This window comes from Bradyrhizobium sp. USDA 4532, from assembly GCF_024171315.1.
GTDB classification, from domain to species: Bacteria; Pseudomonadota; Alphaproteobacteria; order Rhizobiales; family Xanthobacteraceae; genus Bradyrhizobium; species Bradyrhizobium australafricanum.
In genome coordinates, this window is the sequence record NZ_JALJZN010000001.1 from 3900766 (window position 1) to 3916510 (window position 15745).

A 15745-nucleotide genomic window follows, 5' to 3' on the forward strand; every position below is an offset into this window, starting at 1 on the left:
GACCATCAAACCGTCACGGTGCGGAGCGACCATTTATGCAACGCGATGCTGAATGGCTGCCTACCTAACTTGGTATGTGGCACAAAGACGCGGTTGGATGTTGGAGCCGAAAGTCCGTCACGCTCAAGAAATATTGGTAAAAAACCAAAATCGTCACGGCAGGCTTCATGCCCGTTCTTGTAAAGCCCCGCACACTGGGTCTGTTGACCAAATGCGAGCGTCGTCGTCCAGGAGCGAGCCTCATCATTTCGGTCTTCGCGATGTTCGACCTCGCCAACCCGGGCGCCGATCGTCTGCAGAGTGAGCAGGAGCTTTGGGTGATGGCCGCGAAGGAGCTTCCGCCCGGCACCCCTCTCGACATCGGCATGCCCAAGCCGCAAGCTGAGCTGCTCATCAGCGGACATGCGGCGGCGCCTGAGGGACGGCCGACCGAGCGCATGATGTTGGGCTGGACACTCGGACCGATCCAGAAGCACCTTCTGGTGACGGGCGACCGCTATTGGCAGACGACCACCTCCGGCTGGCGACCGACAGAAGTGCAACCATTCCAGCAAATGCCGCTCACGCGCCAACGCGCGTTTGGCGGGCCCGGCTACGCAGCGAACCGGGTCGGCGCTGGCCATGAGGCTCTCCGGCGCAGCATGGCCGGCGAGCTGGTGGCCCTACCCAATATAGAACGCCCCGAGCATGCTATTCAGTTCATCGACGCGATCGCACCGCCCGCAACCTTCGGACCAATGGCACTTGATAGCAACGAGCGCCTACAGTACGCGGGAACCTATGATGCCACGTGGCTGCAATCAGTTGCCCCTGCTCTGGCGAGCGATGCCGATCCGCGGCTTTTTCTGTTCGCTCCACCAGACCAGCGCTTGAGCGGCTTCATCTGCGGCGGAGAATCCTACGCGCTGCAGAACTTCTCCGCCGAGCATCCGTTGATTGAAGGCCGTCTGCCGACCTTTCGCGTGCGCTGCTTCATCGGCTGGCGCGATGTGATGCGTGGCGTCACGGAAATGCAGACGCACATCGATACCCTGTGGCTGTTCGCAGGGGCCCGCCGCGGCGTCATGATCTATCGCACTGCGATTGCCGTGCAGGAATTGGACGGCAGCGACGTTGGCGACGTTATCGTCGCTTACGAGCAACAAGGCGAGCCGGCGCGGCCGTTCGATCATTATCTGAATGTCCGGCGGCTGCGGCTCGACCCGGCGAGCGCCCCACGCTATGCGTTTTCGGAACATCAACTTGCCCCTGAGATTTCGGCTGCCGAACGCGAACGTCGCAAGGCTCGGCGTCGGCATCTGGCCGAACAGCGCACAGCGCGACAGCTGGCCTCCATGCACTGGGCGCTCGATCAGGAGTTCGCACGCATTGAGCTCCCGCCTTCGCTGCGTCCGACGACCGAGATACCATCAAGCGAACCATCGAGCATTCCCGAATTGTTGCCGGAGGAACTCGAGAGCGGCGAGATCGAATTGTCCGAGATCCTCGACGCGCTGGAGACGGTCCAGGCAAAGGCAGAATCCGACGTCGACAGGCTTGACGCACAATATCGACCGATACGTGCAGCCTATGAAAAGGTTGCTAGCGGAAACGCCGCATCGAGCGATATCGACGCCTTGCTTGCCGCAATCTCGTCCACGGACGCCGCGCAGTCGATGGACGCAAGCTTTGAGCACGCCTCGCCATTCCCTGAGTTGCCGGATACTGATCCGGGCCTCATAAAGGATATCGAAGACAAGTTTGCTCGGGCGAAAGACTGGCGCGGCGATGTCCTTGGGACGGCAACGCAACCGCTCGACGAGCAAAAACAATTCGAACTTGCGCATGCTCGTTTCTTTGACTTGGCGGCGGGACGGCCACTCGAGCCGATACGTAACGCGATATCGGACGACGCCTTTTTGCTTCCCGATATCCCAGAGCCGGACCTGCCGGAAAAGTCGCGTAGCGTCACGCCAGAGGCGCCGCCGCGCCTGACCATTGACGAGATACTGGCACAGATCGACGCCTCCGATCCACCGCCTGACGCGGCCCAACGAGCGCGTACGGCACTCACCGATGCTGAAAAGGCGCTCAGAAGGGTCCTTCCTGCGTCACTGTCCGATGATCGCGCGCCGTTTGCGGCTTTGAGTGCACCCCATCAAGGGGCAAACAGTGACGAGCCCGGAGCAGGGATCGCCGCAGCGAAGATAGAAACTACGAAAGCGGTGACCGTCCTACGGACCGAAATCGATAGAGCGGAAGGTCAGTTGGCAGCCGGCACGGCCGCGGTAAGGCTCGCCTCACCCAAGCCGCTCAAGCCTGACGCGATGCTGGCGCCGGCTGTCGCACGCGCGCTGGGCGATCTGGTGGAAGAGGAGTTCCGACGCGGCAGCCTGGTTTCTGGTCGGGATCTCGCCGGCGCCGACCTCTCCGGGCGACGGTTCGCGAACGCGGACTTCTCTGGCGCCTTCCTTGAAGGCGCGAAGCTGAGCGGAACCAACCTGGCCGGTGCGAAACTGATGAAAGCCGCGCTGACCGGCGCAACGCTCATCAACGCTGATTTAAGCGCGACCGATCTCACCGAAGCCAATCTCGGTGAAGCCGACTGCCGTGGAACACGTTTCGCGCGCAGCCAGCTTGTGCGCACCAATCTTCTCGGCGCGCGCATGGTGGGCGCATGCTTCGACCAAGCGCATCTTGGCGAGCTCCAGGTTTTGCGGGTACCGATGATCGGGGCGACCCTCCGCTCTGCGCAAATACGTGAATGCTCCTTCATCGAAGCCGCGCTCGATAACACGGATTGGGGGAACGCCATCCTCGAGCGCGGACAATTCATGGATCTCTCGCTATCTTGTGCGAGCTTTGCTGGCGCGCGACTTGAGCAAACCTGTTTTCTCAAGGTGACAGCGGCCCTACTCGATCTCTCGAGCGCGCGATTTGACCAAGTCAGCTTCATCGGCGATGTCGATCTGCGCGACGCCCGGTTCGGCCGCAGCAGCGCCGAGGCGCTCTCCTTTCAGACGGTCGACCTCAGTGGCGCCGACTTCACCATGGCTCGACTGGACGGTGCCTATTTCGGCAAGTCGACGCTGGCGCGCGCCACCTTCCGAATGACCTCGCTGAAACGCGCGGTCTTCACCGCCAACGATCTGCGCGGCAGCGACTTCTATGCGGCCAACCTGCTCGAGGCGCATCTCAACCAGGCCAACCTGGCCGGCGCCAGCCTGCGCCATGCAAATCTCTATGGTGCAGACCTGATGGATGCTTCCTTGGTCGCGACCGATTTGAGCAACGCAAATATCGACCGCACCGTCCTGATGGTCACGCGCCATGTCAATTGATCTCCTATTGCAGTCGATCGACCATCAGTTCCCCGTACGCAACGCTAACCTCGATGGCGAGACGCTATCTGGACTACGCCTGAACGATGGCGTGGTGCTGAGTTCCTCTTTTCGCGGCAGCCAGTTCACGCATGCTCGCCTGACCGGCATGACGTTTCAGGACTGCGATTTCAGCGGCGCTTCCTTCGCCGATGCTTACCTTGACAAATGCACATTTGTCGATTGCCGCGCTGGCGGATCCGACTGGCGGCGGGCGCGCTTGACCCAGTCGACGTTCATGACATCAGATTTCAGCCATAGCGACTTCGGCGGGACGCGGCTCAGCCAGACGACAGCGATGCGTTGCAAGTTGGCTCGGACGATCCTGAGCAAGGCCAGCCTATCTCAAAGCGCGCTCATGGATTGTGACCTCGCCAATGTCGCGCTCGACAACGCCACGCTGACGAACGCCGCCATAACGCAGGCCGATTTGCGTAGTGCACAGCTCACGGGACTGCGCTGCGACACGATCCATTTCTCCGAATGCGATCTGTCGGAGCGGAATCTCTCCGGGCTGATGCTCGCGCGAGCGAACCTGAGCGGTGCCAAGCTGAGAGGCGCAAACCTGTCCGGAACAGACCTGTCCGGTTCCGTGTTGACGGGCGCGAGCCTCGTGGGTGCCGATCTCTCCGGCGCGACCGCTCCAAACACACTGTTCGTCAGGGCTGACCTGCAAGCCGCCAGGCTGCGCAATGCCGATTTGAGGCAATGCATCTTCGTAGAAGCGCGCCTCGACGGCTGCGATCTTTCCGGCGCTCAATTGGGAACAGCCGTTTTCACACGTGCATCGGCCAGGTGCGCCTCGTTTGCCGGCGCCGACATGTCCTATACGCTGATGCACCACGCCATGGTCGATGGCAGCGACTTTTCCGGCTCGCGATTTCTGCGCACTGACTTTCACTGCGCGTCGACCGAAGACAGTCGGTTCGTGACCCAGCATGAGCGTGTCTTAAAAACTGTGCCGGAACGCGCCGTCGCCGAACTCTATGATCCAAGCCGCGTCATCCCTCTCTATGGAGTGAGCTAAACAAATGACTTTTGTCAATTCAAGTGGCCCGATGTCGGCGGAAGATCAAGCGTTTCCCGACGTCTGCAACACACCATCCGGACTCGCCATTGTGCCCACCCCCTATCCAAACGTCGCTATGAACACGACGGCTATTCCTACGCAGTCTCGGTGCCTGATCATGTGTATGCCTGCACACAACATGACGACCGAACGCGCGATATCGATGGGTGATAGCGCAGGTGTGGCCCTCGGCGTCATCTCTGGTCTTGTCATGGGTCCAGGCCGCGCCAAAGCGGGATCGGACAATTTGTCAATCGGCGGGTCACCGGCAACCAAAATGGGGATGCCGACGAAGCAGAACGGCGCCAACCCGAACGCGTTCGGACTTTCGATATCACCCTCTCAAACCCGATTGACGGCGCAGCGCTAATGTGCCGACAGCCACCCGATTAGGATATCCGCTATGCCAAATGCCTATACGCGACTGGTCGTTCCAGACAGCCTGACTTCTCCCCTGACGAAGTCAACTTATCTGCGTCTCGGCTCTTATTCGGACGAAGAAGAAAAGCTTGTCACTGGTCTCACAACGACTATTGGCGAAAGTCCGGCTGCGATCAGCAAACATGAGAGCGACAATGCCGGCTTACTTGCCTTCACCAACAAGGACTTCCAGGCCAATATCGAAGGCGCTGCGCTGCTCAAAATCGGTCGCGGTCAGACCACGGAGGTCACGAACGGCAACTCCCAACATCAGGTCTCGAAAGGCACTTATGAGATCTCCGCCGAGAACGGCGTGTCAATCAGTGCTGGCGCTAATGGGACGCCCGCGGACATCATCCTGACGGCCTCGAACCGAGTCAAGCTCATCAACAACGGCCACAAGCTGGAAACGACCGTTGGCAATTCGGAAAAGCAGACGATGGGCGACACCAAGGAATTATTTCAAGGCACTAAATTCACCTGCATGAGCGGCGCAGCTACCACGCTGACGATGGCCAAGAACGTAAGCATGTTCTTTGGAGAAGCGTTCACCTTCAAGATCTCGCGAGAATGTTCAGTCAATCTCAGCGATATGAACTGCATGACGATCGGCAACAAACTTGACATCGTCGAAGGACACGACGTCAAGCAAGTGATTGGAAATTCGACCAAGTGTGTTTTTGGACCCGATTTCAAGTCGGCTGACAGCGATACCAAGATTCTCAGGACAAGCGATTTCAAATTCGCTCCTCTCGAAGACTTCAAGTCGGTCGGTCGCGACATCAAATTCTGCAAGACCAGCGTATCCAAATCAGAAGAAGAATTGAGAAAGGGACAGTCGAACACGGAAGAGTACAAGCTCGTGAGCCGAAAAGCTGAGATCACGTCCAGTTCCGGTAATGAGGAAGTCATACAAAAGAAGTCGATAAATTTCATGTAGCGAGCTGGAGAACAAGGATGACGATGCCGATCCGTGCCACAAGCACCGACATCTTGGCGATGGCCGAGCGCTTGCTTGCGCCTGGGCATCACACCGCCCGTGTCGTGTCGGTCAACAAGGATGGCTCTGCGGTCGAGGTCGAGGTCGCTGGCGCCCGTCACACGGCGACGGTCGCCCTTGGCTGCCTGGTCCGACCCATGCCACAAGACGTGGTGCTGCTCTTCACCAACGTTGAGCAAATCTTCATCGTCACTGTGCTGGAGCGGACGGCTCCCAATAATGGCATGGTCGGCCTGCCCGGCGGGCGTAATATGTCGATTGAGGGCGAGACCATCACGATCGCCGCGCGCCAGCGCCTGTCCTTGCGTGCCGACAGTATCGATTTGCAGACTAAGCTGCTCGCTGTGCTTGCGGACAAAGGCACCTGGATCGGCAAGCTCTACACGTTGATCACGGACCGTTTCCGATGCTCAGCGCGGATCCAGGAAGCGAGCGCCGAGCAACTTACGGTAAAAGCGGTCGAGCGTGTCGCGGTGATCGAGCGTATCGACACATTGCAGACTGAAACCCAGGCCATTAGGGTCACCGGCATTGCCTCCGAGATGGCGCACAGCAAGGTCATCGCGGTGAGCGAGGATCTCCGCCTCGATGGCAAGCGCGTTACGGTTGCATAGCGCAGATGCTGTCCACTGGCATGTCGGCTCCGACCTGGCAGGAGAGGGTTAGAACCGCCCAGGAGTTTATCTCGGCCGGCCGTCTGGAGGAGGCAGAGGCGCTGCTGGAGGAGGTCGCCACCACAAGTGATCCCGATACGCTCAATGCGAGGGCCACACTGGCGCTTGTGCGCCGGCGGATCGAGTTTGCCTTCGACATGCTGTCTGAAGCTGCGACCATCTATCCCGAACACGCCGGCCTCACCACCAATCTCGGCATCGCCCACGGATTGCTCGGCCGCGCTGAGGCGGCGGTGATTTGCCTCGAACGCGCGGCGGCTCTCGCGCCGCGCAACGCGGAAATCAAGCTGGCGCTCGCTCACGCCTTGCTGAGCCGCGGCGAGGTTGCGGAAGCCCGTGCGGTGACAGAGACCGTCGTGCACCACGAGCCCGGGAATGCGCGTGCGCTGCTTCAACTTGGCGCCATCGAGTTCGCCTTGGGCCACAGCTCGGCGGCTGAGGCCGCCCTGGTTCGTGCGCTTGAGATTGCTCCGGACGATCCCGATGCGCTGGGCAATTTATCGGTGCTCAAGCTTGAACGCGGGCGCCTCGACGAGGCGCTCAGCCTTGCCGCGCGCGCGCATCTGCGCGCCCCGCTCGATACAGCTGGGCTCTTGCATCTGGCTTATTGCCACGCTGCATGTGGACTCTGGTCGCAAGCGGAGGCCACCTGCAAGAAACTGCTCGCCTATGCGCCCGCTCATGTTGGTGCGCGCGAAATCTTGGCCCGCGTTACGATTGCCAAGGGTGAGGTGGACCGCGGCATTGCGCAACTGACGGAATTCGTGCGCTCTCGCAAATCGGATCCTGCATCCGCGCTTGCTCTGGCGCGTGTCCTACAGCTCGTTGGCCGGCTCGACGAATCCCTCATGCTTGTCGGTCACGTCGTGCACATGCGACCTGAGAACGACGCAGCGAAGTCTTTGCAGATGACGCTTGAGCTGACGCTCGGCCGCTTCCCGACGCCCGAGCCGGCCGCCTTGGCACCTGTGAGGCGGATAGTCGTTCCGCCGACGATGGGCGCCCTTGAGTTCATCGCACTCGTTCGTCTCTTGCGTCGGCTGCCGAGCCCGCAAGACGTGCATGTGGTCGCGCAGCCACGTCATCAGGCTCTTCTTACCCACCTCGCCGAGCAGGTGATTTTGGACGAAGCGAGGCCCGCGATCTCGGCCATGCCGCTGCAATCATTATTGCGCGTTCTGCCGACCGACGCCGGCAACATTGCCGATGGCATTCCCTACCTGCGCCCCGAGGCCGAACTGCTCACCAAATGGCGGGATGCATTGGCCGCGTTCGCAAGGCCTCTGGTGGGCATCGTGTGGGAGGGTGGCGCGCTCGGCTTATCGATGGAGCAAGTCGCAGCTGCCACTCCAAACTCCGTCACGCCCGTCAGTTTGATGAGTGGCGCGCAACGGCATGACCTGAAGCGATGGAGTCGTCCGATCGATGCTGGCGTGCACATCGAGAGCCCTGCGGAAATGATCGCAGCGATTGCCAATCTCGACGCTGTGGTCGGGCCCGACAGCTTCGCCGTCCATATCGCCGGAGCGCTTGGCGTTCCCGGCGTGGTTTTCGTGCCGCGCGGTTATCCCTGGTATTGGGCTCAGGCTGGCGGAAAGCCATTGTGGTATCCTTCATTCGAAGTTGTCATGCAGGAACGGTTCGGGCATTGGTCCGGCGCGATCGACGAAGGTCGGCGCCACCTCGAGACCCTGCTACGCAAACAAACCGATTGACCGAGCTGCGCGCTCCCACAGCATCGCGGCGAGCGCAAGTCGCTGATTGTTGAAGCCGCGATTGGTGCTTCTTTGTGGTCGAGTCCGATCGGCGGGAGGACGGCAATAGCCGAGCGGCTCGACCCCATCGTGCACGTGATCAAGCCGCTTGAACGCAATTAAAGTGTCACGTTCGAGGCAATAGCGTTGCTCGTCCGCTTTTGGATGACGGTACCATCGACATTGCCGAAGCAGTCGAGCATTGGAGCAGGCGGAAGCTCATCACCCGACAAGAGACATGCCGGCCATCGCCGACTCATTTGGTATATGCGCGCCGCCTCGGAGCGAAACCCGACGCCGTTACACGAGACTTGTCGCCCACGAGAGCGTCCCTATCTAGGAGTCACCGTTTGACCTGGTCAGATTTAGAACGAGGAGCGTGATGAAACCCGTTCACAACATCAACCACGGCGACGGCCGCAGATGTCGTGCGGACCTACGACGTCTCACTGCAACTGCTCGGCAGCGGTCCTTGATCGCCTGCTTCATCAATCGTCGGTGATCACCATTCGTGGTGATAGCGATCGGTTTCGAGACGAGTCGTTGCGCATTTGCTTGCTTGAGAAGGCATTGATGAACACAGAACAAGCCCAGCGAGGCGCTGGCATGGCTTGCGAAACTCCCGAACAAGGGGATCAGCAAGGTTCGAGCACGCGGAGAAGGGCAAGGCCTTGACAGAGCCGCGGGCGTCAGCCGCCGATGATCCGACGAACCTCGAGGCTCCGGCTCCAGGCGAATCGTCGCAAGACCAGATCCTTGAGGCCTGGGCGGCCGAAGCGGGGCAGGGCGACCATGAGAATCGGCAAGAGGCGGTAAGACGAACGAAAGCTTGGCAGGAAACAGCGCCCCATGAACCACCGTGGCTGGATCTTTCTTTGCTGTCCCTGACCACCTTGTCCGCCGCGCTCCCGGCGGGGCTCCAACACCTGAATATCGACGGCAATCAGCTGACGAGCGTGCCCGATATCCTTCCGAGCGGTCTGCAAACCCTCCACGCCAGAAACAATTGGCTCGCCAACCTGCCCACCAATCTCCCGGCCAGCGTCGAATGCCTTCGCGCCAGCGGCAACCGGCTGACCAGCCTGCCCGCAACCCTCCCCGTCGGGCTCCAGCGCCTGTACGTCCCAAACAATCAGCTGACCAGCCTCCCCGCAACGCTTCCAGCCGGCCTCACGCTGCTCAGCGCCAGCGGGAACCGGCTGACGAGCCTGCCCACGACTCTCCCGTTAGGACTCCGTCAACTGCACGTCGACAACAATCGGTTGACCAGCCTGCCCGAGACCCTGCTAACGCAGCTCGGCTCCGGCTGCCTCGTTGACCTGGATGATAACCCGCTGCCTGCGCGGGTGCGGACCAACCTGACGGCGGCCACGACGGCTGAGGGTTATGCTGGCCCGAACGTGTTCTTCTCGGATCCCGACGAAACAGCACAGGCTCGGGCGCGGCCCCTGCCCGAGGCAGTCGCGGATTGGCTCGACGAGCCGGACGCGGCGGCCATCTGGCGGAGCTTCGCCGACGAGCCGGGAGCCGAGGAATATTCACGCTTCCTCGACAGGCTGCGGGACACCGTGAACTATGACGTATTCCGGCGGGCGGTGGCCGCGGACCTGCGGCAGGCGGCGGGCAGGCCGACATTGCGCGAGCATTACTTCCAGGCGGCCGTCGCAGCGAACGAGAGCTGCGAGGATCGCATCAAGTTGAACTGGAATGGCATGCAAAACGCGCGCGTGAACGCTGATGTTCTGGACGGAGCCTATAATGAGCATCTCGACAAGCTCCTTCAGCAAGGCCGCATTATGTTCCGCTTGGTCGCGCTCGAGGGGATCGCGCGCGAAAAGGTCACCTCCCTCCCCTTCGTCGACGAGATCGAGGTCTATCTCGCTTATCAGGCCAAGCTGCGCGAGCCGCTGGAGCTGGGGCACATCGCGCCGGACATGCGGTTCGTCGAGGTCTCCTACATCACTGAAGACGATCTTGCGGCGGCTAAGACATCCGTGCGCAACCAGGAGGCGGCGGAGTTCGCCGACTTCCTCGCAACGCGCTGGCAGCCATGGGACACGCTGGTGAGCCGCATCGCACCCGAAGCCTATGCCGCGATGGAAGGCCGGATGGACGAGGAGATGGAGAGCCGATTGACGCAACGGCTGGCTGATCATCAGCCGACGAGTGACGCCGAGCCGTCCCTCCAAGCCCAGATCCGAACTGAAATAGTCCGCGAGATCAAGGGCGAGCTCATGCAGAAGGTGCTCGCAGAGCACGGCCTGGAAAGGTTGCTCTTACCTGACAACTCCGCCACGGGGTAAGTCCTTTGGTCTGCCATCCCGCCTAACGCGCAATCGGCGATCCGCTGAACTGCCTAGCTGGAGCGTCGCCTGATGCTCCCTATTGCAGATCGCCCCCGTCGCGCGGCGGCATTGAAGCCTGTCGCGATCTGCACAAAGATGTCGGCCCGCCTCGCCTCGATATCGGCGATCGCCATCGCAAGGACGATTGCCCACCGATCATATATCTTAAGAACGACTTTAGCCGGTCTGGGTCAACTTGGCGTCGCAGGCTCGACGAACCCCGTTGTTGTCGCCCAAACCGATACAATTAGTCTAGATGGCGAAAACAGCGGACTGGTGACACCGCCCTATGACGCGACATTATCGAGCAAGCGATAACGGGCCAGCCCTATTGCCCCAGATCAAGCAACTATACTCCGCGCAGTCGATCACTGCGTTATTCCGGATGACTGCGGCACCGTCATCGCCCACTTCTCGTTTTTGGAGCGCGACCAAAGTCTTTCTTGAAATGACAACCTGCGGATTGCGTCCCCGCCTCATCGTTCGCTCGAACGAGCCGCTTTTTTCATCCTCCTGGATTCGACCTCCGCGTCTCAGGACGCATATGTGCAATGAATCGGACCCAACTCGTCTTCGGGCTCTGACCGCCTCGAGAGTGTCGTATCGCTAATGCTCGGTTCGTTACGGCGTCAACTCCGCATCGAGAGATATCTACCGCCGTAATACGCTTGCGCAGCTTTGCGACACACTCCCTCGTAGAACTCGTCAGCGTCTTCAATTGTGTAACCAGCGCCGGCGAAGCAGCCTCGTGCTACCTCGTGGAGCGTATGCCTTATTGACGTCGTATCGTCATATACCGCGTTCAGACACGCGATGATGACTACGACCTCCTCCTTTGAAAGGCGCGGCTGGCCACTCATCAAGCGCGCGTGATTGATGCAGGCGACCGCATTGGCGCGATCCGCCAAACCCGGGAACGTCGAGAAGCAAGGAATTGCCCATTTCGTGGAGCGCAGTCATCGAGCTAAGCTGTCAGGCAGTCCACGAACGATCCGCCGGCTGAGTGGCGAACATCGTGCCGGCTGGTTATTCCCAATTCACATCTCATGCTCGTCAATCACGGCCATGATGCAGGATCAACAGCCCGATTGCGGCCCCTCTTGGCGCGCGCGACATTTCGGTCCGAACACGACCGACTTGATGCACCGCGATATCCTAAAGCATGACCACTTCGAAGGACGCGTCGATGTGCGTAATATATCCACGATTGCCCGCTCGGCACCTCGGCTTTGCAAACCTGACGGGGAGCTACCATTTATCCTCGCCGCTGGTGCTGCCGGGAACGTGCTCCCATTTCACTTCCTTGTAGGTGAACGACCACTCTTCCATGTTCTGATAGAAGTTGTTCTTTGGATCGATCGTCAGCGGCATGTAAGCCATGCCCTCGACCAATGTCGCGTTCTTCCAGCTTATTTTGAAATAGTTTTGCGGCTGTGGCATGCCACCAGGGTCGGTGCGGTAGAACTCGCAAACCACATCTTCGAGCACCTCGTTGGTGGCCAGCGCCTGCCACAGTAGTGGCGAGGCACGATCGAAGAACTTGGTGAAGACCACCGGCTGGTGATTGCGAGCGCCCGTGGCGACTCCGCTCGTCGCGTCGCGCGGAAGGAAAATGCGGCTGGTGAAGGAGACAACGGTGATCTTGCCTTGCTTCCCCGCATCACCCTTGGCGACCTGCCCGATGCTGTCTGGCTTGGAGGCATCCTTCGAGATGTCGCCCTGCTTCTTTCCCTTAATGGTCAAGTAGGCTTCAAGTGACACGTTCGCCTCCCGTTTTGCGACATACGCCGGCACGCACCGGCAGATGAACATCGCAACATCCGTGCCAAGAGCTCTGGGTATCCGCTATCAAATATCGCGAGCCCTCCCAATCTGTGGGCGCAGCGCGGACGTCCCGGCACCGACACAATCGAGCGACGACATCGTCGCGATCGTGACAGCCCTGTCACGACGGAACCGGGCCGACCCGTTTCAATTGACAAGAGACATCAAGAAATGCACGCGTGGTAACGTCGAGGACGGCCCGCCCGGTCACACCGTAACCCGTGCTGTTATCGACAACGACACTACCCTTCAGGGCGTAGACGAGCACCGCGCGAGGTCCGCGTTGTTCCTGCCCGAGACAGTGCGTAGACAATTTGAGGCGCAATTCCCGTCCATCACGAAGCTGTTGCGACCGAATGCTATCGGTCGATGGCGGCGTTATGTTGATCCACACTGTCGGCAAGATGGTTGCGCGTGCCGTATTGGCGACCGCTTCCAATACTGGGTCGATCTCATGAGTCGCTGGACGCCAGGCGGTCATGGGGGCGAAGGTGTCGCAGGTCCGTCGAAGAATTCGATCTTGGAACCAGATTGCGATTTGAGGCAATTGAACAAGTGCGTGTCCGAAGTCACTCCTCCCTTCATATCTGGGTTGTGGACCGCGCCGATCACAACGGGTCGGTCGATGTCGCCGTTCAAGTAGCCGACCAGAACTTCCGTTCCAGGTACCAACGGGCAATGCAAGCCGGTTTGATTCGGACCTACATAAGGTTCGAGCTTGCGCACGTAGTCGCTGCCAGCGCCTTTTGCCAGTTCCTCGGCGAATGTAAACTGCAGCCTGTAGCGTCCCTGATCGTCAATCTCGGCCCGCCCATTCCAGGCTTCTCCATCGACCGTGGCGCTGTGGAGGCCGACGCCCAGAGGCACGGGCGTCATCGCGACCGGTCGATAAGGTACGTCTGAGCGGATGCAATGGACCATGTTCTGGTAGGCTCGCCCATTTTGCGTGGATGCATGGAATCCAGTCGGGGCCGGGCAATAGGCCGAGTGATCCGCCGCGATAACGAGATACTTTCCATCGAAGCGGGGATGGCCCTCGAGCTCGAAGATGACGCCAGCTCGTAGCTCCGGCGCGTCGCTGTGAGCGATGTACATTGTCTGGCCGGCACAGATCTGTTCGGCCCGGGTCCGGGCCAGCGAGGTCGCTTCGGCTTCGTTAGCAAGATGGCCGCCGAAGCGTGAGGCCTTGCCCACGAAACCGCTGCCTTGCCCGACCTGTTGATCGGCGGAGACGACGGAAGGCACCGTTTCATTATAATCGCGGAGCGCGACCGTCTTTGTCGAGAGAACCCGGCGCTGCCGGAATGAGCGAACGGCGCTTTCGTCGACGCTTCGCGGTGCCTGCCGTTCGTGCGGGTGCGCGTAAAGAATCCTCGACTTATCGCCGAACTTGACGCTGGGAAAGGCCAGATTCTTGTCGCCAAAAACGACGATTTCCCCGTCGTCTTCTTGCTTGAAGAAGTAGAAAATTCCATTCCGTTCGCAAAGCCGAGAAATGAACGTCAGATCACTTTCGTTGTATTGCACAATGAACTTTCGCTTCGGATAGCGATCAAGGTTGTATTCGCTGGGAATTGCGATGCTCACTTTGGCCAACTGCAATTTGATGATGTCGTCGACACCCACGGGTTGGTCAGGGCCATAAATGCGGCTCGCAACCGAGAGTTCGGCGACCGCAAAGCGCGGTCGCAGGACAAACTGGAGCACCCGCAGGTCGGTCACCGTAGGGTCGAGTTCCTCGATTTGGGCGCATAGGCCCGAGGCAAGCCATCGCCCACATGCGGTTTTGACAGACAGCGTGGCGCGCTCGCCAATCAAAGAGCTGGTATCGACATCGCTCGACGTCGTGGCGTAAATCACGTAGCTAAACGGCAAGGAAATACACTCTGTGCCCTCGAACCCTTGGACGTTGAGCTCAATGCTGCGCTTGCTGTGAATGTCTAAGTCAATTCTGAGATTGGATTCGTTGGTCATCGGCGCACCAAATCAACTGCGGCAGAGCTAACAACGCTTGTCACAGTGCCGCACAGCAAGGGGCAAACACCTAGCGCAAACGAATCTCGCGTTCTCGACCCTTTTACGGCGGCAGCAAGCGCCGACAGGAGACGCAGACTCGGGATGATCGAGGCGCCAGGCGAACTCGCCGATAGGCTCGATACGGTCGCGTCGGTGGCCTGTAGCGAGCCCGCCTGTTCCGCTGACGAAACGGCAGGGGGCCAGCCAGCCCGACGTCAGTTTCTCGTCGCCATGAATAAGGTATCGCAATCGCGCTGGCGCCGCATGGTGCACGTCCCAACCGTGGATCTGGCGCCCTTGATTGTGATGAGTTCATCGCCTCTCCAATGCTCCGAGCGCAAGACGCATCTTTCGGCGAGCCTTGCCCTCAGCAAGAGACCGACGGCCGGGTGGTGCATTTCGAATTGGCTGCGGCACTAGTATTGGCCACCTCTGTCGCGCCATTGTCGTGAGCCCAATCGACTGTGGGGATATCTTGGGTTTCCTTCTCGAAACGATGCGCGTGGGTTCAAGGGAAAGCGAGCGTCATTCCCAACGGTTTGTGTACTCTGCGCATCGGTGTTTCTGCATCTCAATAGCAACAGTTGTGCCAATGGCATTTCCTCTTTGAGCTCTGATCAGGTTTGAAAAGCGGTTTGCCAGTTAGTGTTCTCAAGCTGACAGAGGCGGCGCGACTGTCAGATACCCCACAAGTCAAGCTGGCCCGAACCCTGAGGTCCTTTTGCCACATCACATGATTTGTCGATTGAGAAGGATCGATACTTTTAAATGGCCGACTTGCAGATGGATAGCCCGAGATGATCGGCAGACGAAGTACGGCGCTGGAAGATAAGTCTTTGTCGGGTGCTGAGCTACCACATTGGAAATCGCACGTCGGGTCTAAGAATTGCCCAGCAGAAGAGCCTGTCGATAATGTTGTAACCGAACAGACGCTGCAGGCTGGTCTGTTTCAGTTCCCGGCATCGCGCTCGAATTGGATATCTTCGCCTGGCCTAAGCATCTCAGAAAGGCGCCGCTGGGAGCGTTATGATCAGTTCAAGCGCGGCCGAGGATTGTGGCTCCTATCTTCGAACCACTTTGGTTGCAAGGCCGTGATTACTCTGGAGCTATCGAGGACGCGGACATTACGACGCGAGAGGACGACCACGGAGTTTTGTCCGGGCCAGACAAAAGAAAGGGATCCAAGCGGCAGAGCGTGGGCGGCAGATGAGCCGCCCGCGTGAGCCTCTCGTCTCTCAGGATTGACTGCAGCCGACCGACTCGCTGTTGCTCCCATGGAGTTGC

Annotated in this window: 9 protein-coding genes; 7 read left to right on the plus strand and 2 right to left on the minus strand. The window is 59.7% G+C overall.

The window, feature by feature from the left end; translation table 11 throughout:
• Positions 1–167: 167 nt before the first annotated feature.
• The 7 genes from J2R76_RS18135 to J2R76_RS18170 all read left to right on the plus strand — a co-directional run bounded on the left by J2R76_RS18135 (position 168) and on the right by J2R76_RS18170 (position 10579).
• Entirely contained in the window at positions 168–3320 is a 3153-nt protein-coding gene (locus J2R76_RS18135; protein ID WP_253624433.1) for a DUF2169 domain-containing protein, read from the plus strand.
• The gene (locus J2R76_RS18140) at positions 3310–4386 is read left to right on the plus strand and encodes a pentapeptide repeat-containing protein (RefSeq protein ID WP_253624434.1); all 1077 of its coding nucleotides are present in this window, start codon (positions 3310–3312) and stop codon (positions 4384–4386) included. Before J2R76_RS18135 ends, J2R76_RS18140 begins: the two co-directional genes overlap by 11 nt.
• Positions 4387–4390: 4 nt before the next feature.
• Positions 4391–4798 (plus strand): DUF4150 domain-containing protein, encoded by a 408-nt coding sequence (locus J2R76_RS18145; protein ID WP_253624435.1) that lies wholly within the window; start codon positions 4391–4393, stop codon positions 4796–4798.
• Between the two features lie 33 nt (positions 4799–4831).
• A complete protein-coding gene (locus tag J2R76_RS18150) occupies positions 4832–5788 on the plus strand; it encodes a hypothetical protein (RefSeq protein ID WP_253624436.1) in 957 nt (318 codons plus the stop codon).
• A 17-nt stretch (positions 5789–5805) separates the two neighbouring features.
• Positions 5806–6462, plus strand: coding sequence for a DUF3540 domain-containing protein (locus J2R76_RS18155; protein WP_253624437.1), 657 nt, complete (start codon positions 5806–5808; stop codon positions 6460–6462).
• A gap of 5 nt (positions 6463–6467) precedes the next feature.
• Positions 6468–8237, plus strand: coding sequence for a lipopolysaccharide assembly protein LapB (locus tag J2R76_RS18160; protein ID WP_253624438.1), 1770 nt, complete (start codon positions 6468–6470; stop codon positions 8235–8237).
• A gap of 710 nt (positions 8238–8947) precedes the next feature.
• On the plus strand, positions 8948–10579 hold the full coding sequence (locus J2R76_RS18170; protein WP_253624439.1) for an NEL-type E3 ubiquitin ligase domain-containing protein: 1632 nt from the start codon (positions 8948–8950) through the stop codon (positions 10577–10579).
• 1290 nt (positions 10580–11869) lie between these two features.
• On the opposite strand, the gene J2R76_RS18175 is transcribed toward J2R76_RS18170, so the two are convergent.
• Together J2R76_RS18175 and J2R76_RS18180 are read right to left on the minus strand one after the other, a co-directional pair.
• Complete coding sequence (locus J2R76_RS18175; protein WP_253624440.1) at positions 11870–12382, minus strand: Hcp family type VI secretion system effector; 513 nt, start codon at positions 12380–12382, stop codon at positions 11870–11872.
• Positions 12383–12922: 540 nt separating this feature from the next.
• Complete coding sequence (locus J2R76_RS18180; protein ID WP_253624441.1) at positions 12923–14419, minus strand: type VI secretion system Vgr family protein; 1497 nt, start codon at positions 14417–14419, stop codon at positions 12923–12925.
• Between the last annotated feature and the right edge of the window lie 1326 nt (positions 14420–15745).